This is a genomic window from Vibrio diazotrophicus, from assembly GCF_038452265.1.
GTDB classification, from domain to species: Bacteria; Pseudomonadota; Gammaproteobacteria; order Enterobacterales; family Vibrionaceae; genus Vibrio; species Vibrio diazotrophicus.
This window is the reverse complement of sequence record NZ_CP151843.1, coordinates 1,208,238-1,230,852: the sequence shown is the minus strand read 5'-3', so window position 1 is coordinate 1,230,852 and position 22,615 is coordinate 1,208,238. Positions and strand designations below refer to the sequence as shown.

26 protein-coding genes are annotated in these 22,615 nt (G+C 44.6%); 18 read left to right on the top strand and 8 right to left on the bottom strand.

Annotation, left to right across the window (positions count from 1 at the left end; all coding sequences use genetic code 11):
• Positions 1-26 precede the first annotated feature (26 nt).
• From modA to AAGA51_RS20890, 4 genes are all read left to right on the top strand, one after another.
• Entirely contained in the window at positions 27-791 is a 765-nt protein-coding gene (gene modA / locus AAGA51_RS20905; RefSeq protein ID WP_042479434.1) for a molybdate ABC transporter substrate-binding protein, read from the top strand.
• A 36-nt stretch (positions 792-827) separates the two neighbouring features.
• Positions 828-1,505 (top strand): molybdate ABC transporter permease subunit, encoded by a 678-nt coding sequence (modB, locus tag AAGA51_RS20900; protein ID WP_042479431.1) that lies wholly within the window; start codon positions 828-830, stop codon positions 1,503-1,505.
• Positions 1,506-2,609, top strand: a complete 1,104-nt coding sequence (modC, locus tag AAGA51_RS20895; RefSeq protein WP_052404525.1) for a molybdenum ABC transporter ATP-binding protein — start codon at positions 1,506-1,508, stop codon at positions 2,607-2,609.
• A gap of 74 nt (positions 2,610-2,683) precedes the next feature.
• On the top strand, positions 2,684-3,190 hold the full coding sequence (locus AAGA51_RS20890) for a GNAT family N-acetyltransferase (RefSeq protein ID WP_042479428.1): 507 nt from the start codon (positions 2,684-2,686) through the stop codon (positions 3,188-3,190).
• Between the two features lie 21 nt (positions 3,191-3,211).
• Here AAGA51_RS20890 and AAGA51_RS20885 read toward each other — a convergent pair whose 3' ends face one another.
• The gene (locus AAGA51_RS20885; RefSeq protein ID WP_042479424.1) at positions 3,212-4,120 is read right to left on the bottom strand and encodes a DMT family transporter; all 909 of its coding nucleotides are present in this window, start codon (positions 4,118-4,120) and stop codon (positions 3,212-3,214) included.
• A gap of 98 nt (positions 4,121-4,218) precedes the next feature.
• On the opposite strand from AAGA51_RS20885, the gene AAGA51_RS20880 reads away from it, so the two are divergent.
• Positions 4,219-5,130 (top strand): LysR family transcriptional regulator, encoded by a 912-nt coding sequence (locus tag AAGA51_RS20880; RefSeq protein ID WP_042479422.1) that lies wholly within the window; start codon positions 4,219-4,221, stop codon positions 5,128-5,130.
• Between the two features lie 73 nt (positions 5,131-5,203).
• A complete protein-coding gene (cyaB, locus tag AAGA51_RS20875) occupies positions 5,204-5,767 on the top strand; it encodes a class IV adenylate cyclase (RefSeq protein ID WP_042479419.1) in 564 nt (187 codons plus the stop codon).
• 3 nt (positions 5,768-5,770) lie between these two features.
• On the opposite strand, the gene AAGA51_RS20870 is transcribed toward cyaB, so the two are convergent.
• Positions 5,771-6,619 carry a MurR/RpiR family transcriptional regulator gene (locus AAGA51_RS20870; protein ID WP_042479417.1) on the bottom strand — a complete coding sequence of 283 codons (849 nt, stop codon included), beginning with the start codon at positions 6,617-6,619 and terminating at the stop codon, positions 5,771-5,773.
• Positions 6,620-6,857: 238 nt separating this feature from the next.
• On the opposite strand from AAGA51_RS20870, the gene murQ reads away from it, so the two are divergent.
• A complete protein-coding gene (murQ, locus tag AAGA51_RS20865) occupies positions 6,858-7,760 on the top strand; it encodes an N-acetylmuramic acid 6-phosphate etherase (protein WP_042479415.1) in 903 nt (300 codons plus the stop codon).
• Between the two features lie 27 nt (positions 7,761-7,787).
• On the top strand, positions 7,788-9,233 hold the full coding sequence (gene murP / locus AAGA51_RS20860; RefSeq protein WP_042479412.1) for a PTS N-acetylmuramic acid transporter subunit IIBC: 1,446 nt from the start codon (positions 7,788-7,790) through the stop codon (positions 9,231-9,233).
• 122 nt (positions 9,234-9,355) lie between these two features.
• Here the strand turns inward: murP and AAGA51_RS20855 are convergent, their stop codons facing one another.
• Positions 9,356-10,513, bottom strand: a complete 1,158-nt coding sequence (locus AAGA51_RS20855) for an iron-containing alcohol dehydrogenase (protein WP_042479409.1) — start codon at positions 10,511-10,513, stop codon at positions 9,356-9,358.
• A gap of 426 nt (positions 10,514-10,939) precedes the next feature.
• On the opposite strand from AAGA51_RS20855, the gene cspE reads away from it, so the two are divergent.
• From cspE to AAGA51_RS20835, 4 genes are all read left to right on the top strand, one after another.
• Positions 10,940-11,152, top strand: a complete 213-nt coding sequence (gene cspE, locus AAGA51_RS20850; RefSeq protein ID WP_042479407.1) for a transcription antiterminator/RNA stability regulator CspE — start codon at positions 10,940-10,942, stop codon at positions 11,150-11,152.
• 400 nt (positions 11,153-11,552) lie between these two features.
• Positions 11,553-11,702, top strand: a complete 150-nt coding sequence (locus tag AAGA51_RS20845; protein WP_167828585.1) for a hypothetical protein — start codon at positions 11,553-11,555, stop codon at positions 11,700-11,702.
• Positions 11,703-11,981: 279 nt separating this feature from the next.
• Positions 11,982-13,406 (top strand): MATE family efflux transporter, encoded by a 1,425-nt coding sequence (locus AAGA51_RS20840; RefSeq protein ID WP_042479404.1) that lies wholly within the window; start codon positions 11,982-11,984, stop codon positions 13,404-13,406.
• A 105-nt stretch (positions 13,407-13,511) separates the two neighbouring features.
• Positions 13,512-14,417, top strand: a complete 906-nt coding sequence (locus AAGA51_RS20835; RefSeq protein WP_052404524.1) for a hypothetical protein — start codon at positions 13,512-13,514, stop codon at positions 14,415-14,417.
• A gap of 4 nt (positions 14,418-14,421) precedes the next feature.
• Here the strand turns inward: AAGA51_RS20835 and soxR are convergent, their stop codons facing one another.
• Positions 14,422-14,889, bottom strand: a complete 468-nt coding sequence (gene soxR, locus AAGA51_RS20830) for a redox-sensitive transcriptional activator SoxR (protein WP_042479403.1) — start codon at positions 14,887-14,889, stop codon at positions 14,422-14,424.
• 116 nt (positions 14,890-15,005) lie between these two features.
• Here soxR and AAGA51_RS20825 point away from each other — a divergent pair, with 116 nt between their 5' ends.
• The 6 genes from AAGA51_RS20825 (at position 15,006) to AAGA51_RS20800 (ending at position 18,702) form a co-directional block, all read left to right on the top strand.
• Positions 15,006-16,208 carry an MFS transporter gene (locus AAGA51_RS20825; RefSeq protein ID WP_042479402.1) on the top strand — a complete coding sequence of 401 codons (1,203 nt, stop codon included), beginning with the start codon at positions 15,006-15,008 and terminating at the stop codon, positions 16,206-16,208.
• A gap of 143 nt (positions 16,209-16,351) precedes the next feature.
• Positions 16,352-16,669 carry an NIPSNAP family protein gene (locus AAGA51_RS20820; protein WP_042479399.1) on the top strand — a complete coding sequence of 106 codons (318 nt, stop codon included), beginning with the start codon at positions 16,352-16,354 and terminating at the stop codon, positions 16,667-16,669.
• A 107-nt stretch (positions 16,670-16,776) separates the two neighbouring features.
• Positions 16,777-17,211 (top strand): GNAT family N-acetyltransferase, encoded by a 435-nt coding sequence (locus AAGA51_RS20815; RefSeq protein WP_042479397.1) that lies wholly within the window; start codon positions 16,777-16,779, stop codon positions 17,209-17,211.
• Positions 17,212-17,316: 105 nt separating this feature from the next.
• Positions 17,317-17,661: a hypothetical protein gene (locus AAGA51_RS20810; RefSeq protein WP_042479394.1), complete on the top strand. Its 345-nt coding sequence runs from the start codon at positions 17,317-17,319 to the stop codon at positions 17,659-17,661.
• 27 nt (positions 17,662-17,688) lie between these two features.
• Positions 17,689-18,168, top strand: a complete 480-nt coding sequence (locus AAGA51_RS20805; RefSeq protein ID WP_042479393.1) for an AAA family ATPase — start codon at positions 17,689-17,691, stop codon at positions 18,166-18,168.
• Between the two features lie 192 nt (positions 18,169-18,360).
• Positions 18,361-18,702 (top strand): hypothetical protein, encoded by a 342-nt coding sequence (locus AAGA51_RS20800; RefSeq protein ID WP_042479391.1) that lies wholly within the window; start codon positions 18,361-18,363, stop codon positions 18,700-18,702.
• Positions 18,703-18,791: 89 nt separating this feature from the next.
• On the opposite strand, the gene AAGA51_RS20795 is transcribed toward AAGA51_RS20800, so the two are convergent.
• The 4 genes from AAGA51_RS20795 to AAGA51_RS20780 all read right to left on the bottom strand — a co-directional run bounded on the left by AAGA51_RS20795 (position 18,792) and on the right by AAGA51_RS20780 (position 22,570).
• A complete protein-coding gene (locus tag AAGA51_RS20795; RefSeq protein WP_042479389.1) occupies positions 18,792-20,159 on the bottom strand; it encodes a heavy metal sensor histidine kinase in 1,368 nt (455 codons plus the stop codon).
• A complete protein-coding gene (locus AAGA51_RS20790; protein WP_042479387.1) occupies positions 20,152-20,844 on the bottom strand; it encodes a heavy metal response regulator transcription factor in 693 nt (230 codons plus the stop codon). The genes AAGA51_RS20795 and AAGA51_RS20790 overlap by 8 nt, the downstream gene beginning before the upstream one ends.
• Before the next feature lie 89 nt (positions 20,845-20,933).
• On the bottom strand, positions 20,934-21,311 hold the full coding sequence (locus AAGA51_RS20785; RefSeq protein ID WP_042479384.1) for a DUF3316 domain-containing protein: 378 nt from the start codon (positions 21,309-21,311) through the stop codon (positions 20,934-20,936).
• A 203-nt stretch (positions 21,312-21,514) separates the two neighbouring features.
• Positions 21,515-22,570, bottom strand: a complete 1,056-nt coding sequence (locus tag AAGA51_RS20780; protein WP_042479382.1) for a hybrid-cluster NAD(P)-dependent oxidoreductase — start codon at positions 22,568-22,570, stop codon at positions 21,515-21,517.
• Positions 22,571-22,615: the final 45 nt, after the last annotated feature.

The following is a 22,615-nucleotide window of genomic DNA, read 5'->3' as shown; positions in this document are numbered from 1 at the left end:
TGTTGATGTTAGGTAAGGATAAATAAATGAAAGGATTTCATCGTTTTTTGCTGCGTTTTATTTTGCATGCATTTGGTTTGGTTGGCCTGATTTTGGGCTCTTTTTCTGTTCAGGCTGAAGATGGCACTTTAGCGGTTGCCAATAATTTTTATGCTCCAATTCAAATGCTGGTGGATGACTTTGCCAAAGTGTCTGGTTTTCAACTGAGTGTCAGCACAGGTTCTACGGGACAGTTGTATGCCCAAATCGTCAATGGCGCGCCGTTTGATCTGTTTCTTGCAGCCGACACTGTCCGCCCAGAAAAGTTAGTCAATCAAGGATTAGGTTTCGAGCCGTTTGTTTATGCGAAGGGCGTATTGGTGCTCTGGTCGAAACAAGTTAACTATGACGTGAAAGAGCATATGTTGTTGGGTGATTATAACCACTTCGCCATCGCCGACCCTAAGCTTGCACCTTATGGCTTGGCGGCTCAACAAGCGCTAACCAAAATGGGTTTATGGGAGAGCATGACGTCGAAAATCGTGATGGGCAAAGGCTTGAATCCTACCTTTCAGTTCCTTTCTACAGGCAACGCGCAATTAGGGATGGTGGCTAAATCTCAAGTGTTTAAAAACGGTCAGCACATTGGCGGTTCATTCTGGGAGGTTCCAGTATCGGATTACGAGCCCATTGAACAGGCAGCGGTGATACTTAAATCCGGTGTTGATAAAGCAGCAATCAATGCTTTTCTGGAATACTACTCAAGTGAGCGTGCGCAGAAAATTGTCTCCAGTTTTGGTTACTTGCAGTAGTGGGTTGAGCGGCACTGAAGGCAGAGGCAAAGCGCTATGTTAGTTGTTGATACCCTTGTCATCACAACCACACTCAAACTGGCTTTTGTTGTGATGGTGACACTGCTGCTGATTGGAGTCCCGATCGCTTGGTGGCTCTGCCATTCGACTTCGCGCGTGAAAGGTGTGGTGGAAGCCGTGTTGATGTTGCCATTAGTTTTGCCACCAACGGTTCTAGGTTTTTATCTGCTCTTGTTGCTGGGACCGGTTGGGTGGGTTGGTAGAACTTTAAATCAACTTGGCGTTGCCCAACTGCCCTTTACGTTCACAGGCATTGCCATCGCCTGTACCTTACATTCGTTTCCTTTTGTTATTCAGCCGCTTAAAAACTCGTTTATGGCGATCGGTCGCAGACCGATGGAAGTGGCCGCGACACTTCGAGCTTCTCCAATAGACACTTTTTTCAACGTTACCTTACCCCTTGCGTGGCCGGGTGTGTTTTCCGCTGCGATTATGGGCTTCTGTCATACCCTCGGCGAGTTTGGCGTGGTGTTAATGATTGGCGGGAATATTCCGGGGCAGACTCGGGTTATGTCGGTTGAAATCTATAACAATGTCGAAGCGTTGGAATATCTTAATGCGCATATCTTGTCTGGCGGGCTAGTGGCATTTTCATTTGTCGCTTTGTTGCTGATTCATTGGTTAAACCAAAAACATCAACAAAGGCTAGGGTAGATGTCTATGCCCGTCTCTAGGTCTAGGTCGCACATTACTGCAGAGTTAAATATTCGTTATGCGGATTTCAGCCTAGACGCCAACCTGACTCTACCAGCGCAGGGTATTACCGTTTTCTTTGGTCATTCAGGATGCGGCAAGACCACCTGCCTCAGAGCGATTGCTGGGTTAGAAAAACTGGAGCAGGGCAAAGTATCTGTTGCGGGAGATGTGTGGCAGTGCAGTGATAGCCAACAATTTGTGCCTACTTATAAGCGCGATTTAGGCTATGTGTTTCAAGAGCCGGGCCTGTTTCCCCATCTAACGGTGGAAGCGAACTTGCAGTTTGGTGCAAAACGTATTTCGGCCAATAAGTGGCACGTCAGTTTTGATGAAGTGACACAACTTCTGGGTATCACTCCGCTGCTAAATCGCTATCCGGCTCAGCTTTCTGGTGGGGAAAAGCAGCGCGTTGCGATAGGGCGAGCTCTTTTGACAAGCCCCAAGTTACTGTTGATGGATGAACCACTATCCGCTCTGGATCAAGCGCGAAAGCAGGAGTTTCTACCTTATCTTGAACGTCTACACAGCGAGCTGGATTTACCCATTCTTTATGTAACTCATTCGATGCAAGAACTGGCACGACTCGCTGATCACATTGTGTTGTTTGATAAGGGTTCGATACTGGCGAGTGGCAGTGCCTACAGCATTATGTCTGACCCTAAATTCGATGCACTGTTCGGCGATGAAATTGGCAGTGTGTTTGATACCAAAGTGGTTGCGATGCATGAAAATCGGATGACTGAACTGGGTTGTGACGGCTTAACCATATGGGCGGTAGGCTACATTGCAGAGCAGGGTGTCACTTATCGCTGCCGCATTCTGGCATCTGACGTAGGGCTTTCTCTTGAAGAGCCTAAGTTCTCCACTGTGCTAAACCGCTTTCGTGCAACGATTATCGATATTCAGGCCACTCTTGCTGAAGATGGGCAGGCGCTGGTGGTGTTAGAGCTGGAAAATCAACAGCGCCTGCTGTCCAAAATTACCCTAAAATCGCTGTATGAGCTGAATCTAACTCAAGGCTTAAAGGTATGGGCGTTAGTGAAATCGGTCGCGCTTTCTTGAAGTTTATTCAGCTTGCATTTTGCTTGGACTGCAATAGTGTAAGGCTGATATGGGATACAGACTAAGAATGCAAAATGGAAACAGAACAGCAACGCCATTCAAACGCCCAACTGATTAAATTTGAGCGAAAGCACTATCCGTTACTGATGGAATGGATTGATTCAGACGAGCTGAATTACCTTTGGGGTGGGCCACAATTCGAATACCCGTTAACCGTTGAGCAGCTTGAAACACATTATGGAAAACAAGCGCCATCTCCGTTTTTATTTGTAGTGAATGACGAGATGGTGGGGTTTATTGAGCTATTTAAAGTGTCGGATTGCGAACAAAGGCTATGTCGAGTTTTTATTCACCCGACGTGCCGTGGTAAAGGTTATGCGAACACAATGCTTGAGTTGGCCATTGCCAAAGCCAAAATGGCAGAGGGGCCGCAATTACTCTCTTTAGCGGTTTTCGCTCACAATCAGTCTGCTATCTCTTGCTATGAGAAGCTTGGCTTTAAGCCTTATGAAACGATCAGTGGCTTGCGCTTTTTTAAAGGGAAAAACTGGGATCTGATTAGAATGTCCCAAAGTGTATAGCGAAACAGACAGCTCTAAGTTTTAAACCTTATTGGGTTTGTTGACGGATGCTGCCAATACCGAGAACAGCAAAATAGCTGCACCTATCCACTGAATGTTTGACAGTGTTTCGTTTAGCCACATCATCGAGAACAGCGCGCCGAACAGTGGTTCACTGCCCATCAGTAGTGAGGTTTTGGTCGGTGAAATCTTCCTCACCGCATAGTTTTGTGCGTAGAACGCAAACAAAGTACAAAACAGAACCAAAAATGCAGTCACAAGCCAGAATTCTCTGTCCGTAGGGAATTGATATAACGGCTCTTGCGCTATCAAGCTTCCAACTAAATAAGCACTTACCGCCACTGCGAAAGCTTGTATGCAGGTTAATGTGGTGTTAGTTATCTGCTTTTTGTCAGTGAGCTTCTTGGTCATGGTCACCATTAAGGCTCTCAAAGCGGCGGCAGTGAGAATGCAGAGATCGCCACTATTGAGTGAAATACCCAAATCTTGATGGTATGTCAGAAGCAGCACACCAACAGTACTGATCACCGACAGCAACATCAGGCTTTGGCTCGGTTTGTTTTTGCTGAGCAGGCTATCGACTAAGGCGGTAAATATCACATTTAAACTGATAAGAAAGGCAGCATTCGACGCGGACGTCTGCGAAACGCCGTACACTTCGAAAAAGAAAATCAGCGCCAAGATAGCACCTGTTGGTATTGCCACTTTCCAGTCCCTGTTTTTGCCTTGCTTAAAATCTTTTAAAGCTAATGGAAGCAGCAGAAAACCCGTCAGCCCGAATCGGATAGCAATAAACATTGAGATACTGGTATAGGCAATGGCTGTTTTGGTTAATCCGTAACTGGTGCCCCAAACAATCGCAACCATCAGTAGCAAAAGCTCTGGCATGGTAACAAACGATCTTCTCGTTTTAATGGCTAAGCTAGACATGGTTTCCTTCCTTCTAAAACAGTTCGAAATTGACTCAATCACTATCCACTAGTACGTTATTCGGAACAATATGACGATATGCAAAGGATTTTTGCGTTATGGACACGAATAAGCTCATTACCTTGTTGCCGGAAATGGCGATATTTGTGGTGGTGATTGAAGAGGGCAGTTTTTCAAAAGCGGCAGATAGGCTGGGGGTTGCGCCTTCTTCGGTGAGTCGTTCGATTGCCAAATTGGAGAATTCTCTCAACAAAAAGCTGCTTGAGCGCACGACTCGCAATATGCGTTTAAGTAGTTCAGGAGAGCAGATATACAGTTTGTGTGTTGATATGCTCAAATCTGCGCGCTTGGCGACGGATGCTGCTTATTCGTCACAGGATGAAGTATCTGGAGAGATTCGGATTGCGGCACCAAGGGCCTTCTCCAGCCAAGTTCTGTCCCCCATCATTCTGGATTTTCTCCAGCAATACCCGAAAGTCACAGTGCACTTTGTTGTCGAAGACCATTTTATTGATCCGGTAGGGCATGAAGTGGATATGATCATCCACATTACAGAAAAGCCTGTAGAAGGCTTGGTCGCTAAAGTGCTAGGTACAAACCGATTGGTTTTATGTGCAAGTAAAGAATATTTAAATGAGCATGGTTACCCAACTGAGCCGGAAGAGTTGGCAAAGCATCAATGTATTCGTTTGGGAGAGTCTACGTTTGACCGCAAGTGGGAGTTCCGTAAAGACCAAACGATCCGCAGTGTGACGGTCAATGGGCGACTGGCGGTCAATCATACCCATATTCGCAAAGATGCAGTACTTCGAGGAATGGGGATTTCGATATTTCCTGAGTTCTCAATCGATAAACTAGTTCAGTCAGGGGCGGTCGTAGAACTGTTCCCTGAGTGGGAAATACTCAGTCGTTATCAGGGACAAATTGTGGCTCAATACCCGCAGTCTCGATTCATTCCAAACCAGTTAAAAGTGTTGGTCGATTTTCTGCAGAGTCGGCTAACTAGTTAAAAAAGATAGTTTTGTGCTTTATCGTTGAGGCTCAAGTGCTAGTATGGTTTCTTTTTTCAGGGATGTATTTCTAATGAGTAGTGAACACTTTAAAGGTAAATACGAAGTTGAACTGAAGTTCAGAATCTCGTCGAAAGCACTGTTTCTCGAAGTTCTCAAGGGGCTTCCTCATGAAACTATGCTAGAAGACAACGCTGAGCGAGACTGGTATTTCGATACGCCTGACAATGAGCTCCAAGCGCAGAACAAAAGCTTATGCATCCGTACTATGGAGCCTTCAGGTATCAAGTTATGGATAGTCAAAGGCCCTGAAGCAGACCGATGTGAAGCGACCAATATTACCGATGCCGACAACGCGAAGAGCATGCTGCACAATCTGGGATATCGCGTCAGCTTGCAGGCGATGAAAACGCGCAGCATTTACTTTGTGGACAATTTTCATATTACTGTGGATTCACTGGACGGTATTGGCGACTTCGCAGAATTTGCCATCATGACGGATGATGAAAGTAAACTCGAAACTTACCGCGTTGAACTGCTGAACTTAGCGAGTCAGTTTGGGCTTACTGAAAGTGACCTAGAGTTCAAATCTTACAAACAAATGTTTGTGGCTAAGTCTGCAAACCCTTCGACATAGCGATCAAAGAATCTGACGAATATCAGAAGAAATATCACTGATCATCTGTCGGGCACTTTCATCTCGAAGCTGAACCAGATAGATGAACAGAAGATCGGTAATCACGTTCTGCGCACTTCTAGATGCAATAGCCGAACTGCGGTTTTCCACTTCATCGGCTATCGTATCGAAGGTGATATCCGCGATGTGTCTGAGCTTACTTTTATTGGGTGAGCTCAGTGCTATTACTTTTGCGCCTTGTTCCTTGGCCGCTTCTGCTGCAACCAGAATTTCTTTGCGCTCTCCAGAAAAGGAGATGGCTATCTGCACATCTTTTTCTGTCAGGGTTCGAGCAATTGCAATCTGCACATGGCTGTCTTGTTCGGTTAAGGCTGTGATGCCCAATTTTAAGAGTTTGTAGCCGAGATCTTTCGCCGTCAGGGCAGAGCCACCAATCCCGACAATTTGCACGGTACGAGCATCGCTCAGCCATTGCGCCGCTTGATTACAGGCATCAAAAGAGAGTGCATTGGTGGTCTGAATCATGGCATCGGTTTTGGCTTTGATCAGCTTTTGAGCAATGACCGCAAGAGGGTCATCGGCAAATATCCCACTGTGCAGCGGTGTCGAAGCAATTGCCTGCTTACGACCAATGTCTTCAGATAGTGCAAGCTTAAACTCACTGTATCCTTTGAAACCTAAGCGCTGAGTGAACTTAACGATCGTTGATTGGCTCACCTGTGCTTCATGAGCCACTTCTTGGCTCGTCATATATGCAGCTTTTGCGGCATTTTCAACAATCCAGTCAGCCACCAGACGACCACTTTGAGAAAGTTGACTGCGTTTCGCGATGATTTTATTGCTTACGGACATAACATAAACTCAATTATTTTGAATAAATTATTCCAAACCAGAAATAATACTGCTTGATTATATCTCTATGTTTTTATGTAAATATTTCCTATTTCAAAAACGGTTGACCATTGTTTTGACAGCAATTATTCCACAGTTTTACAGGTTAAAGAATAACCTTAACTGTGATTTTTGTCACCTTAAAGGAATATTTTATTCCATAGAATCGCCCTCAGATAAACCTAGTGAGTAATACCGAATGAAAATTGATTTAAGTCGATTGACTACTGAAAGCCGTAATCCTGCAAGCGCTGAGATTGATACCCTTTCAACCACAGAAATGCTGAAAGTGATCAACCAAGAAGACCAAAAAGTTGCGCTGGCAGTAGAAGCTGTGCTTCCGCAGATTGCTCAAGCTGTAGATGCGATTACAGCAGCATTTGCCCAAGGAGGCAGACTGATCTACATGGGCGCGGGTACTTCAGGGCGATTGGGTATTCTGGATGCGAGTGAATGTCCTCCGACTTATGGCACATCTCCGGATATGGTTGTCGGTCTGATTGCAGGCGGTCATCAAGCGATTCTAAAAGCAGTAGAAAACGCAGAAGACAACCGAGATTTGGCACAAAGTGATTTAAAAACTCTGAACTTAACCAACAAAGATGTGGTGGTAGGAATCGCCGCAAGTGGCCGTACGCCTTATGTATTGGGTGGTTTAGAGTACGCGACGCAAGTTGGGGCAACCACGGTATCTGTGGCGTGTAATCCTGTGTGCGTAATGGCAGACGCGGCGCAAATTGCGATTCTTCCTATTGTTGGTGCGGAAGTGGTGACAGGCTCGTCACGCATGAAAGCGGGTACAGCGCAAAAGCTAGTGCTGAACATGCTGACAACAGGCGCGATGATTCGCAGCGGCAAAGTGTTTGGCAACCTGATGGTGGATGTTGAAGCAACTAACGCCAAACTCATTCAACGCCAAACCAACATTGTGGTGGAAGCGACAGGCGCATCGAGTGAAGAAGCGGAACAAGCACTCAACGAATGTGGTCGTCACTGTAAAACCGCCATTCTAATGATTCTTGCAGGGCTGGATGCCGAAAAGGCAGCCGCCAAACTTCAGCAGCACAAGGGTTTTATTCGCGCTGCACTTAACGATAAATAATCTTCTCTGCTAATTAAGGACTCTTTTATGGCAAAGATTACCGAAACAATGATATCGCAGATCCTCTCTGCGGTGGGTGGTAGCAGTAATGTCAGCAAATGCGGCAACTGTATGACTCGTCTTCGTTTGACTCTGGCAAACAATGCAGTTGCTGAGCAAGCTGCGATTAAACAAATTCCGGGCGTGCTTGGTGTAGTCGAAAGTGATGAGCAGTTCCAAATCATCCTTGGCCCTGGGAAAGCACAGCAAGCGGCTGATTTGATGAATCAGCTGATTGACAGTTTAACCGCTGGCAGTGAAGCGCCTGCACATCAAGATTTATCTTCGATTGCCGCAGAGCAGAAGAAACAAGTTAAAAGTAAACAAACCAGTTCAGTGCAACGTTTTCTAAGCAAATTTGCGACTATTTTTACTCCACTGATCCCAGGTTTTATCGCAGCTGGTCTGCTGCTTGGCTTTGCGACTTTGCTAGAGCAAATCTTTGTTATTGGGCAAGATCCTAGCCAGTTTATGGTCGACTTGATTGCGTACATGAAGGTGTTTGGTAAAGGTCTGTTTGCTTTCCTAAGTATTCTGATTGGTTACAACGCTCAGCAAGCTTTTGGTGGTTCAGGCGTCAACGGGGCGATTCTCGCTTCATTGTTTGTGTTGGGCTACAACCCAGAAGCGACTTCTGGCATTTACTCGGGAATGAGTGAGTTCTTCGGTTACACCATCGACCCGCGCGGCAACATCATCGGTGTTCTGCTGGCTGCAATTGTTGGTGCTCAGGTTGAACGCAGAGTTCGTCGTTATATGCCTGATGATTTGGATATGATCCTAACTTCTGTGGTGACTCTGCTTATCATGGGTGTAGTGACTTATGTGGTGATCATGCCAATTGGTGGTGAGCTATTTAAAGGCATGTCTTGGTTATTCTTGAATCTAAATGACAACCCACTTGGCGCTGCAATCTTGGCGGGTCTGTTCCTGATATCCGTAGTGTTTGGTATTCACCAAGGCTTTGTTCCTGTCTACTTCGCGCTGATGGAAGCTCAGGGTTTTAACTCTCTGTTCCCGATTCTAGCTATGGCTGGTGGCGGTCAGGTTGGTGCAGCACTGGCTCTTTATGTGAAAGCGAAGAAAGAAGCGGTACTGCGTACTCAGATTAAAGGTGCGATTATCCCGGGTATCTTGGGTATCGGCGAACCGTTGATTTACGGTGTGACACTGCCTCGCGTGAAACCATTCGTGACAGCGTGTATTGGTGGTGCAGCTGGCGGCTTCTTCATTGGTTTGGTCTCTTACCTAGGATTACCAGTGGGCTTGAACACGGTGTTTGGACCATCGGGCATTGTCGCGATTCCTCTGATGACCTCTCACCACGGCATTTTCACCGGCATGATGGTGTTCGTAACAGGTCTGGTTATCTCTTACATTGTCGGCTTCCTGAGCACTTACTTCTTCGGTAGCAAAGACATCGATTTAAGCTGATTCATTCACCCCTATAGGAATGAAATAGCGGCGCCTTTGAGAAATCAAAGGCGCTTTTTTACTGCATAAAAAAAGCGGCTTATGCCGCTTCTTTCTATTAAACCCGAAGAAGGCTGAAGGTATTACAGTGCGAGCTTGAGGATCTCTACCACGTCATCGGGAGTAATGTCGCCGTGTTCACCGAGCGCTAGCATGCCGTGTTCGATAAGCTTTTGCTTCACCGCTGGAATGGCTGATTCATCCAACCCGTAAGCAGAAAGCGTGGTTGGGTTGCCCATTAGTACGAAGAACTCTTCCGTCTTTTGAATCGCAAGTTCTATTTGCTCGTCTTCATTACCGGAAGTGATATTTAGAACTCGGTTTGCGTACTGAAGCAGTTTGCCTTTCTTTTGCTCCTTTTTGTAACGCCACAGTGAGGGCATTACAATTGCCAGTGTTTGCGCGTGATCTAAACCGAATAGTGCAGTGAGTTCATGACCAATAGCGTGAGTAGCCCAGTCTGACGGAACGCCATTTTTCAATGTGCCGTTCAGAGCCATTGTCGCCGTCCACATTAGGTTCGCACGCACTTCATAGTCGTTTGGCTTTTCTAGTGCAGTCGGCCCATCTTCTAGAATATTCAGCAGCAAGCTTTCAGCAAAACGGTCAGAGACTTTCGCGTTTACAGGGTAGGTCATGTACTGTTCCATGATGTGAACAAAACAGTCTACCGCACCATTTGCTATCTGGCGAGCAGGGAGAGAATAGGTAGTTTCTGGGTCGAGAATAGAGAACGCAGGGCGAACCAAATCAGAGCCGAAAGAGAGCTTATCCTGAGTCGCTGCACGCGTTACCACACCGTTGCGATTCATCTCTGAGCCCGTCGCCGGAAGCGTCAGTACGCAGCCCAATGGCAGTGCTTTCTTCACGCAGTTACCACCGGTCGTAATGATGTCCCAGTAATCACCTTCATAACAAGCGCCTGCAGCAATAAGCTTGCTACCGTCAATCACTGAACCGCCACCCACAGCAAGGATCAGGTCTACCTTCTCTTGTTTAGCCAGTTCAATCGCTTTAGTCAGCGTCTCATAATGTGGGTTTGGCTCAATACCGCTGAATTCAAATACGGTGCAATCTTTAAGCGCATCGATGACTTGGTCGTAAACACCGTTTTTCTTAATGCTGCCGCCACCGTAGGCCATAAGGATTCGGCTGTTCGGTGTAATTTCTTGCTTTAGAGTCGCAATTTGACCTTTACCAAAGTGGACTTTAGTGGGGTTAAAGTAAGTAAAATTATTCATCTTCTTTGAGCTCTTTGAACGTGGTAATTGAAGCTATTTGCCTGTTCGACAAAATCTCTGAGTACCTGATTATACTCATTGAGCCAGTTTATTGGGTGTTTTTGTCAGTCATTTATGCTTAATTTTTATGGCGTCGATATACGAAAGAATTGAGTAGCAGCATGGGCTGGGGAGTAATAATGAAGGAGAAGATCTGTTTGATGAAGTAAATATATTTGAAATATATGAAAATAACGCTGTTTATTTAGCACACAAGGTGTATAGTAGCTGCAGCTCTTAAGCATGAGCTATTAATGAAACATTAAGTACAAGTCTCTTCTCAGTTCTCTTGCGATTTTCTCGTCATATTCCTGCGATAACTTTTCTTCATATTCCATAAAGTAGTTTTTGTTTACGACTTTTAATTAATTTTATCGAGGTATATATATGTCTAACCAAACAACTGGTTCTGTAAAGTGGTTCAACGAAACTAAAGGCTTTGGCTTTATCACTCCTGATAACGGCGGCGCTGATGTATTTGTTCACTTTAACGCTATTGCTGCTGAAGGCTTTAAAACGTTAAACGAAGGTCAAAAAGTTAGCTTCGTAATTGAGAAAGGCAACAAAGGCCCTCAAGCTGCTAACGTATCACCACTATAAGTTTTAAAGTAGGAGGTGTCGCCATCACCTCCTATTTCTTTCCCAAAGATCCCTTCCTATTTTTTTTATTCCACTATCTGAAGTATTTTATGACTAGAAGAACAAGTCGCCAGCTTTACTGGTACCATAGCAAGCGCGATAAAAAATCCGCTAAGGATGCATATCCGTTTGTTTAAAATAGATTTTCACTTGCACCAAGAAAATGTACAGTGGTCTGCCAAGATTCATCAGCTCAATAGCGATGTGTTAAAGAGACACACTTTAATTAAGCTCCAAACATTCGAAGATGATCTTCACTTTTCATTTTGTGAAACAACAAATGAAGGTGAAATATTTTCTAGCCAAGGGCACCAATTAGGAACTTTTTTAGTTCACTAATTATTGATGAGCAAGAAGAAGCATGAAAAAAAGCAAACAAACTAAGACGAAAACTAAGAAAAAAATTCAAGAAGAATCAATTGTTGATAAAAAACCATCGTTGAATGATACAAGAAGAAAAATTGAAGATATTTTGTTAGAAAGAGAACAAGAAAAATTGTTCAATCTTTAAATTTGCACATTATTACTGCTTCTTAAATTTGCCGCGTAAGTTGGATGGAATTCTATTGCTAAAACATTTATATGATTTTAGTTTGAATGCCATCGCGATTCCTTAAAATTGATTTTCAGTCTCCGGATTTCAATTTTGACCTATCTAGTACCAAATCCCCTTAATTTTCAATTCCTAGCATTACTAAAAAGTTTTCATTCTTTTCGTTAATCTGTCTTTTTTGCCTAAATGTCGAGCTATGATAAACGTGACATGAATTGAAGAAATAGAGGCGTTAGCATGGCAAAAACACAACAGTTTGTTGAAGGTCCTATCAATAAAGCGCTTTTGTCACTCGCCATTCCCATTGTTTTCGGTCAACTTTTACAGTCAGCATATCAACTGACGGATGCTTTCTGGGTTGGTCGTTTGGGCGCTAACGAAGTGGCTGCCGTTTCAGTGAGTATGCCAGTAACTTTCCTTGTGATTGCTTTAGGTGCCGGGCTTGCAATGGCTGGCGCGACTCTGACTGCTCAATACATGGGAGCAAGGCAGTACGACAAGGTAAATCATGTTGCGGGGCAAACCATGTTGATGGTGTTTATCACCTCCGTTGTCTTGGGTTTTTTGGGCTATCTGCTTTCACCTTACTTCTTGAAGTTATTGGGTGTTGAAGAAGCGGTATACACCAATGCTCTCAGCTTTATGCGCATCTCATTTGTTAGTGTGATTTTTGTCTTTGTCTACAACATGTTTCAAGCGTTGATGCGAGGCATTGGGCAAGTCAAAGTACCGCTTTATATCGTGCTTGGTACGGTTCTGCTTAACTTCGTGTTAGATCCATTGTTTATTTTTGGTATCGGCAGCTTCGATGGTTTAGGTGTATCCGGCGCTGCACTGGCAACGCTTGTCACTCAAGCTCTTGCTGCTCTCACTGGTTTTTATATTCTTTCCAAAGGCAAACACGGCATTCACTTAACATGGCGAGATTTATCGCCTGACTGGACCTACATCAAACGCGCTTTCTTTTTAGGTGCTCCGGGTTCGGTAGAGCTTTCAGCACGGGCTCTGGGGCTTATTACTATGTCATTTTTAGTAGCGAGTTTCGGAACGGTAACGATAGCCTCGTATGGAGTGGGTTCGAATATCCTTCAGTTGATCACGATCCCTGCGATGGGATTAGCGATGGCGGTGTCTACTCTTGTTGGACAAAATTTAGGTGCAAACCGTGTTGATCGTGCAGCGAAAATTACCGTTATTGGCTCAGTTTGGAGCTTTGTCATGTTGACGGTTTTCGGTGTGTTTGCGTATTTATTAGCACCAAACGTGGTGAGATTTTTCATTCCCGACAATCCACTAGTGGTTGAACAAGGTGCCGAGTTCCTTAAAGTGATGTGTTTATCTTGGGGCTTCATTGGTGTTCAGCTTTCGATCATGTCGGCGTTTCGTGCTTCGGGAAATATGACCAACAGTATGATCCTGTCTTTACTCACTCAGTGGGTGTTCCAGTTCCCTCTGGCGTATATTCTTTCTAAACATACCTACTTAGCTGAAAAAGGCATTTGGTGGTCTTTTGCTGTCACTAACATACTTGTCGCGCTGGTCGCTGTGGCTTGGTATGCGCGTGGAAGCTGGAAGAAAACCCGTATTATTGAACAAGACGATATTGAAACGTTGGCAACTTCTGAAGAAGCACTGATCGAAGTCGGTGAAAGAAGGGCTTAATTGTTTGTCAGTATTGGCTTAATCGGCCTACGTACATTAGAGTTTACTGTTTTATTAGTGGTAATCTAGCGGTGTATTTCCTCACCTATAAGTTACTGCTTTCTCATGCAAAAAATTATCTCATCGCTGGCCTTATCACTGTTGCTTTCAGCCTGTGGTGGCGAAGAGCCAGGCTCTCCTGATATGAATACTTCCACGACAACTTCCACTTTTGCAACGGATGTTGTGGATAGCATGACTAAAGCGAACCAAGCTACCTTGTTAAACGCTTCTGAAGATGCCAGTTGGTCGAAAACGGGACATATTACACAAGGGCTACCAAGAGGGGATGCTGCACCCGCATGGTGGGCGGATTCTGTACTTGATGACAGCCTGAAAACATCTGACTCATGGAATGCTCTCACTTGCTGGTTCACTGTATTTGAATCAGTAAACAATATCGATCACAACGTAAAGGTCTACTACAGCGATTTCGAAGTTTGGCTGCTCAAAGGCAGCGATGTAAACCATGCTTCTTGGGAAAAATTAGCAGTCACGCCAACCACATGGGCTTCGTATTACGACTCCGATATTGTGACTTGGCTGGGCAGTGCGCTACCTGATGACACTTCTGGCTATTACGAGTTTCAGCATCCGGATATCTTGCATGGTGGAAGCAGTAAAGTCGCTTTCGATGGGAATAATATTCTTGGTGTATTTGTACGTACGCAAGCTTGGCTTGATAGTACAGATGCGGATGCCGAACTGCTGATGAGTATTGGTGTCGATTACTATCCAACGTCGACCAGCTCTGTTTCGAAAGGGGATTTTGCGGATGCAAATTATCTTCCTGGAGCGGGTAGCAGCCGATTTGTCTATCTCACAACAGAACCCAAATGGTTCACGATGGCAAACGTAGCCGACGATGCGTTGGTCAACGTCGATAAGTCCAGCCCATTTGTTGAAAGTGGCGGCAAGACCTATTTAACCATTGAAGAATGGATGAACAATCATCCACCCCTTGATGAATAAATCGCTAACAGTTTGGTCTCTCTACTTCACCAGACCACTCTTCAGGATTGGTTAGGCGAGTTTTGTCCTCAAAGATTTCTGCTCGAATGTCCTGTGGGTTGTAAATGGCGCACGACTCCATCGACAAACAACCGCAACCAATGCAGCCACCAAGATCGTTTTTCAATGCTTGTAACTGTTGAATACGGTGTTCGAGCATAGCACTCCAACTCGAAGCCATTTGCTCCCACTGTTGACGGCTGGGTGCTTGATGCTTCGGTAAATCTGCCAATGAGGCAGAGATCTCTTCTAACGTCAGGCCGACCATCTGCGCCGCTTTAATCACGGCGATTCTTCGCAGAACATTTCTATGATAGCGGCGTTGGTTGCCTTGATTGCGCCAACTAAAGATCAACCCTTTTTGTTCGTAGAAGTGCAGAGTGGAGACATTCACCCCAGATCGTTTAGCCACTTCACCGACAGTCATCTCCATATCTAATTCTCCATTTGCTCTCGCTATTTATCTAAATTATAGGCAAATAACGCTTTACCTAAAGTTAACTTGAGGTATTAACCTGACTGCAAATTAATAGCAGATGGAATAGAAATATGGAAGCAACAGAAAAAACGCGTGCCAACGCTTATCTAACAGGGCGCTTCTTTGATGGCGTATCGTCAGGGCTGTTTATGATGGCGTTACCTTGGGCCATGCTGTCAACTCCCAATATGGGCGCATTCGTCGCGATAGTGGCGTTGGCATGTACGGCGATTTCGTTTTTCCTAACACCGATTTTTTCCACCTTGATTGACCGACATTCGAGAAAGCAATTGCTGGTATTCGTACAGTTTGTGCAAGCAGGGACGGCTGCGTTTGTTGCGGTGTTTTATGGGGCTGGATATGAGTCACATTGGCTACTGGCGGCTGCGCAATTGGTGTTTTGGGCGTCCAGTAATCTAGCGTGGGCAACCAATAATGCGTTTACTCAGGAGAACTTCCATCAGCATGAATATGCGGTCATTTCCGGCAAACAGGAAGTGATTATGCAGGGTACGACGTTAGGCTCTGGTGCATTGGGCGTTTTGTTACTCGAAATGTGGGGAATGCTGGAGTTTTCAGCATTCGCGGCAATAGCATCTGCTATCGCGAGTATTAGCTACATATTGACGCCTTATCGCCGACAATTGCGACAGTCTAGTTCTGAGTCGTTTGTTGGACAAATGAAAGAGAGCCGAGACATTTTTACTCAAAGACCCCATTTTTACGCCTTTTTAATGCTCTCTGCGTTGAGTTACCCCATTCTGACCTTCCTGACTAAGCTTGTGCCGATCTGGTTTGCTGAAACGGGTATCTCTGGCGACTGGTTTGCTGGGTATAACATCGCGTTTGGCATGGGATCGTTAATCACGGGTTTGATGGTTGGCAGACTGTTAGGGTTGGGTTCTCATCAGGGAATCATGATTGGTGCAATGGGGCTGGCTGCGCTCATGCTTGTTGGAATGAGCATGTCACCGACACCGCTAGTATTACTGATATTCACCTTTTTCTTTGGCACGTTTAACGCGTTAAATCGTATTGCTCGGACAAACTGGATGCATCACAGTATCAGCATTCACCAACGTGGCCGAGCGGATGGTGGCTTGCAAATGTTTGCCACCCTAGCACAAAGCATCAGCTATGTAGCGATTGCGTTTTTGAGCCACTTTGGTGTGACTCAACTAGGATTTTTTATCGCGGCTGCCGTCATGATCTTAGCGGTATTGATAATGATGCGTTTGAACAGAGGGGCAGAGTTAGCTCTCAGCGCAGTATAGTGGAGGAGTGGAATGCCTGAAGTTATTTATGTTCGGTGTTTGAAACGACTAAAAACTTAATTTACCTTGAATTTTCGATCTTTCGACCAAACTAAATAAATACTCAGGATGTAGAAAATCAGTATAAGAATAAGGAAGTTCCGATGATCACCTGTCATGTTCGATATGTTATAGACCCGAAAAAAATCGTTGAATTTGAACGCTATGCTCGAATGTGGATACCATTAGTTGAGCAGTTCGGCGGCCAGCACCACGGGTATTTTTTACCGTCTGAAGGCGCTCATAATATCGCATTGGCACTGTTTTCATTTCCGTCGCTGGCGGACTATGAGAAATATCGTCTTGAATCAGTCAATGATGAAGCCTGTCAGGCTGCGTTTAAATACGCCGAACAAACGGATTGCGTATTAAGTTATGAGCGCAGTTTTTTCCGCCCAATTTTAAGTAGCGATACTCAGTAAAAATACACCCCCAGCTGGACGTTTGATTTGGTTGCCACTGCTACTGTAATGCCTGTATAGCAATGGCTGCCGGCAGGATTAGTGTTACGTGTTTAAGGAAATTGAATATGGAAGTGACCATTGGTAATGGCAAAGAGTTGATACAACAAGCTCAGGCTATTCGTTATCAGGTCTTCACTCTAGAACAAAAGATTCCGCAAGAGTTAGATCTGGATGGTTTAGATGAAGATGCACTGCATGCGCTTGTGAGTGAACAGGGAAAACCAATTGCTACCGCGCGTTTAAAAGTGAATCAAGATGGCTCATCAGTAATGGCGAGAGTCGCGGTTAGCGAAGAGAGTCGAGGTTTAGGGATTGCCTCTAAACTGGTCTCAGCTTTAATCGAGCATGCCAAAAACATTGGAGTACGCTCAATCGAGATTCATGCTCACAGCTACCTGAGAAGTTACTACGAAAAATTTGGCTTTAAGTTTATCCAAGAGGTGGAAGTTGTCGGCGAGCATCAACTGATCGAAATGCAGTACTACATCGTAGATATGTAAAACGCTAAACGCTGTAAATCCATTTATTGTGTTACGTAAGTGGACTTTTTGCTCTAGAACCCCGCCTATACTTACATTCGGGTGCACATAATCTGGGGTTCTAGTATGAGCTTACAACTCGCTTTCTTGCTTACCTTCATCGCTGGCGGGGTATCCGTCTGGCTCTTGATGAGAGTTTCCAAAGAGTCTGAACGCGAAAGAATGGCTGTCATCAATAACAAAATTCGTTCGATTGGCGGAAGTATCGTTAGTATTGATTTGATAAAACGATCACGTTGTCCTTTTAGTTCTGAATATCAAGATCCTGATTTTGTTTATAAATTCTATAAAATTACCTACGATATCGAACTGGAAATAAAAGAGTGTTGGGCTGTTTTGGAGATGAAACAACGCCGCTATGGGCCCGGAAGTGCTATTCATTCGAACTGGATATGGCGAGATTTAGCATAACTTGCCGTACTGAACTAAAGAGAGATTATGAGCAAAATCTATTTTGTATGCGGTTTCATTGGGGCAGGCAAGACCACTTATTCCAAACAGCTTGCTGAAGCTCATGGCGCCTTTCGCTTTTCAATTGATGAATGGATGATTCCTCTTTACGGCGAACATATGGAGCGGGAAGTCTTTGATCGCCGCTTAGCAACACTGGAAGAATTATTTAAGAGTTCCGCGATGCAGCTATTTTCGCTTGGTGTACCCGTGATTTTCGATTTCGGTTTTTGGCGTAAAACTGATCGCAGTAGCTTTATCGAGTGGGCATCGAACCTAGGGGTTGAGAGCGAAATGCACTATTTGGATGTTCCCTTTGAGGTATGTAAACAAAGAGCGACCGCCCGTAACTCGGAGTTGCAAGGTAAGTCTTACGAAATGACGCCGGAGATGTTGGATTTATTCTGGTCTTGGTTTGAACTTCCGACATCGGATGAAGATGTTGTTTGGGTTCATCGAGAGAATTAACTTCGTTTATCACAGCTGTGATTTGTATCCAGCCTAACCAATTAGTTCTGAATTCCTTTGGTGTTCTAGAACTAAGTTTTTGAACCTCTACAGATGATGATGACAAAATTGTCATCATCACTGCCCAGTTACTGACAGAAACAGAAGTATAAGATGAGTGTCAGTTAAAAAGACTATGGGCAGGAAAAAGTTATGACGGTTAAAAACAAAAGCAACCCTCGCCATTCTAATCATGGAGGGCATAAAGGGCATGGTTGGATGATGCTGGTATGCGTATTAGTGATGCTGGGTGTCGTTTTCTTGAGTTATTCCGATTCGACGGATGTATTTAGTTTTGCCTTGATGGGTTCAGCATTAATTCCTCTGATTTTGTGTTTGCTTGTGCATGGACTGATGATGAAGTTCATGATGTCAGATTGTTCAAAAGATAAAGCCTCCGATAGTGAGAGTGAGCTTAACAACAGTGAGCAAAATACTATTCAACGAGAGAAATCAGAGCTAAAAACTGACAGTAGCAGGTCGTTTAATGCCTGATTTGTAACAGAAGCACAGATACTCTGATATCAGGCAAAAGGGCATGAATGGCGTTACCATTCATGCCTTAAGGTTTCCTAGAATAGAGCCTATTGGTCCAAAGATCTTGCGCAAGGCAAGGTTATTTTGAACTCAGTATGCTGGTCTTTCGATGTCAATTTGATGGCACCATTATAGGCTTGGACGATCGATTGAGTGATTGATAGTCCTAACCCCGCACCGACACTCCCGACATGCTGGCGAGATTTATCTATTCTGTAAAAACGGTCGAAAAGATACGCGATGTTTTCTTCAGGGATAGTGTCGCCTTGGTTAACTATAGAGATCGTTATCTGCTCGTCGAGTTCTTGCACTTGAACTTGTATGGTCGACCCAACATAGGCGTGTCTAATCGCATTAGAAAGTAAGTTGCCAATGGCTCGCTCAAACATGTTTTTATCCATGTAGAGTCTCCCTTCTCCCGAGTTCACTAGCTTAACCGAGGCGTCGTCAGCCAATATTTCATAGTAGTCAATCAGATGGGAGAGCTCTTTTCCCGCATCAAGCACTTCATCATTACGATGAATCAATTTGTTCTCGGCCTTGGCGATGTAAAGCAGGTCGTTGATGGTTTTTGTGATTCGATTTAGCTCTTCCAGAGTGGAAGCAATGGCCTCTTGATATTCTTTTGGCGTGCGACATGCACCAAGAATGACTTGGTTTTGCGTCGTAATATTCGTTAGCGGCGTTTTCAATTCATGAGCAATATCTGAAGAGAGCTCACTTAATCGTCTGAACCCCATTTGTAGCCTATCTAACATTGCATTATGTGTGTTTGCCAGACCTCGCAGTTCACTCGGCAGTGATTCTAGCTTAATACGAATATCCAACTGTTCTGGAGAGACTTGTTGAATATGTTCATTGAGTACCGCGATAGGTTTGAGGCCTCGATGCACAATCAGGCTGCTAAATGCGGATGAAATGAGAAAAGTAAAACCAAGTGACCAAAAAAGAATCCAGTTCAGTTTGTCTAAAAACAAAAGATGATGATTAATACTCAACCCAAGCACGACCAAATAATTGCCCGTATTGAACGCAAATGCACGAAGCGCGAGGGAATCTTCATCCCATTCGATGGCATTACTTGGGTTATAGGCTTGTGGTGAATTTGGGATGAGGGGCTGTGTTTTCGGGAGGGTTAAATTCGAATTTTGATAAATGATATTTTCATTTTCAAACACCCACATCAGAAGAGGACTGTTATTCGATTGTTCGAATAGGGCTTGTGGTGACTGATTAATTTCTCTGTCGATAGCATTGAATTTACTGGAGACATAGCTGAAATCTTGATTATAGAAATGGCGCTCTATAGCGTATTGCAGTACCAATGCGAATGAAAAATAAGTCACTAAAGTTGTGCCGATAAACATCAATACAAGCTTATTTCTCATCGAAAAAGGTTGTGACAGTTTAAGCATTATCAGCATCTTCCAGTTTGTAGCCCATGCCTCGGACGGTGTGAATAAGTGGTCTGTCAAAAGGCTTGTCTACTTTATTCCGCAGACGTTTGATAGCAACATCGATAACATTAGTGTCACTGTCGAAATTCATATCCCAGACAAGTGAGGCAATGGTTGTGCGTGACAGTACCTGACCTTGTTTACGCATCAACAGTTCGAGCAGCGTAAACTCTTTCGCCGTTAATGACATTGAATGCCCTGAGCGCGTGGCGACTCTTTTCACCATGTCGAGTTCTAGATCTGCCACACGGAGCGTTTGGGAGGTGTTGGTTGAGGGAGAGCTTACATGATGGCGGAATACATTTTGGATTCTCGCCAGTAGTTCAACAAATGCATAAGGCTTTACTACGTAATCATTCGCGCCCAATTCAAAACCACGTACACGGTCTTCAACCTGCTCTTTGGCTGTGAGCATGATAACGGGTGTATAAATTTCACTGTTACGTAGAGTATTAAGAACCTGCCAACCGTCCAGTTTAGGTAGCATGATATCGAGTAGAATTAGGTCGTACTCTTCACTTGTTGCTTGGTAAAGTCCGTCAACACCGTTGTGCACTAAATCCACAATGTATCCCGATTCAATTAACCCTTTTTGCAGGTACTCTCCAGCTTTGCGTTCATCTTCAACTATTAATAATTTCAAGCGTAATCACCTATTTTGTTGGGTGGTACAAGATCGAAAAAAGAGCATGAGCAAATAGCGTCATACTCTTTTCTATTGCGCGACGTTGTTTAGTTATTGCTATCACGCTCTGCGTAATGCACTTTTACGTTCACTCTGCCTACGTATTCGAGCTGACCAGTTTCGTTCATTCGTTCTTGCACTGTGATGTACCCACCTTCTTTTAGATGAGTGTTATTCGAACTAGTATCAAAACGGGAGAGATTCAGCGTTTTATTCAGTTTATTTGCTGGCATTTGTTTAAGAGCGTTGAGTTCTGACAGAGCCTCCTGATAAGCCTGCTCATTAGAGGTTGCTGGTGCGACAGACACCGTTCTTACCTCTTCACGAGAGATATAGTTCCCTCCGAGGAAAAGTGGTTGGGCGAATGCTGAAGCGCTAGTCATTGTTAATGCTGTAATAAAAAGGGCGGTTTTAATTGCTTTCATGTTGTTTACCTTTACGATTTGTTTTCAATGACTGCATTATTCTATATCGCCTCTGACTATCCCCTTTCAGGAATATGACAATTTTGTCATAAAGATCTATCCCCTCACGAGGCAGTTTTTTTGTCTTAAATGAAGAATGACTTTTCTCCCTGCTGATCAAGGAGAAAAGTCATGTGGAGAGGAGTTAGGGCTCTGAGTGATAACTAGTTCAGAGACACTTCAACATCGGAATGAATTTGGCAGGAGCAGGCGAGTACGAATCCTTCGGCTATTTCCTGTTCCGTTAAAGTTTCGCTGCTGGTGCGTGTGAAATCACCATTGGTGACTTTGCATTTGCAAGAACCACAAATACCGCTGCGACAAGCCGCAATGACAGGCACTTTGGCACTTTCTAACGCATCAATAAGCAGGCTTCCTGTAACGATTTTAGTCTCGGTACCAAACGACGGTACAAACACGGTGGCATGCGCCAATGCCGCAGCTTTACTCTTGGTGTCTTCAACCTCTGGTTGCGTTGATTCAGCAGGCGTAAAGCTTTCTTGATAGAACAACGTCATATCCATGCCCAACGCCGCTAAGTTCTCTTTCATCGCTTGCATGAAGCCCACTGGGCCACACAAAAACGCCGTGCGAGAAGCGATATCCGGGCAGTAATTGGCAAGCGCCGCTTGGGTTAGACGTCCTTCCAAGTAATCCGTGTTGGTTGCATCCTCCAGCATAATGTCGAGCTTGAAACGAGGGTGCTGCTGCTCCATTTGCTGTAGTTCAGCATGATAAATTAACTGCTCTGCACAGGTTGCTGCATGAATGAAATGTATCTCTGTGCGATCTTGGCTGTCTGCTAACAGTGTTTTCGCCATCGACATAACTGGTGTTATGCCGCAACCCGCACTGAGCAACAAAATCTTATCGGTATGGGGCTGCTCAATGTGAAATTGTCCAGCGGGTGGCAGTACCTGTAATGATTGACCCACTTGTAAATAGTCATTGAGATAATTCGATACTTTACCGCCAGCAACTCTTTTCACGGTAAATTGCATTTCGGTCTGGTTTGACAGTGAGCTGAGAGAATACGCGCGGTACTCAGTGTTGCCATCAATCTCTACCCCTAAAGTCACAAATTGCCCTGCAATAAAACTAAAGGTTTTGTCTTGCTCTTCGCTGGTTAAGGTAAAACTGATGCAATCCGGCGTTTCCTGCCATCTGCTTTTACAGATTAAGCGTGCAGCGTCTTGGCTCGGCCATTGAAATTGTTCCATAGTCGTCTCTTCAATAAGCACAGGTGGGCGATACCCACCTGTCAT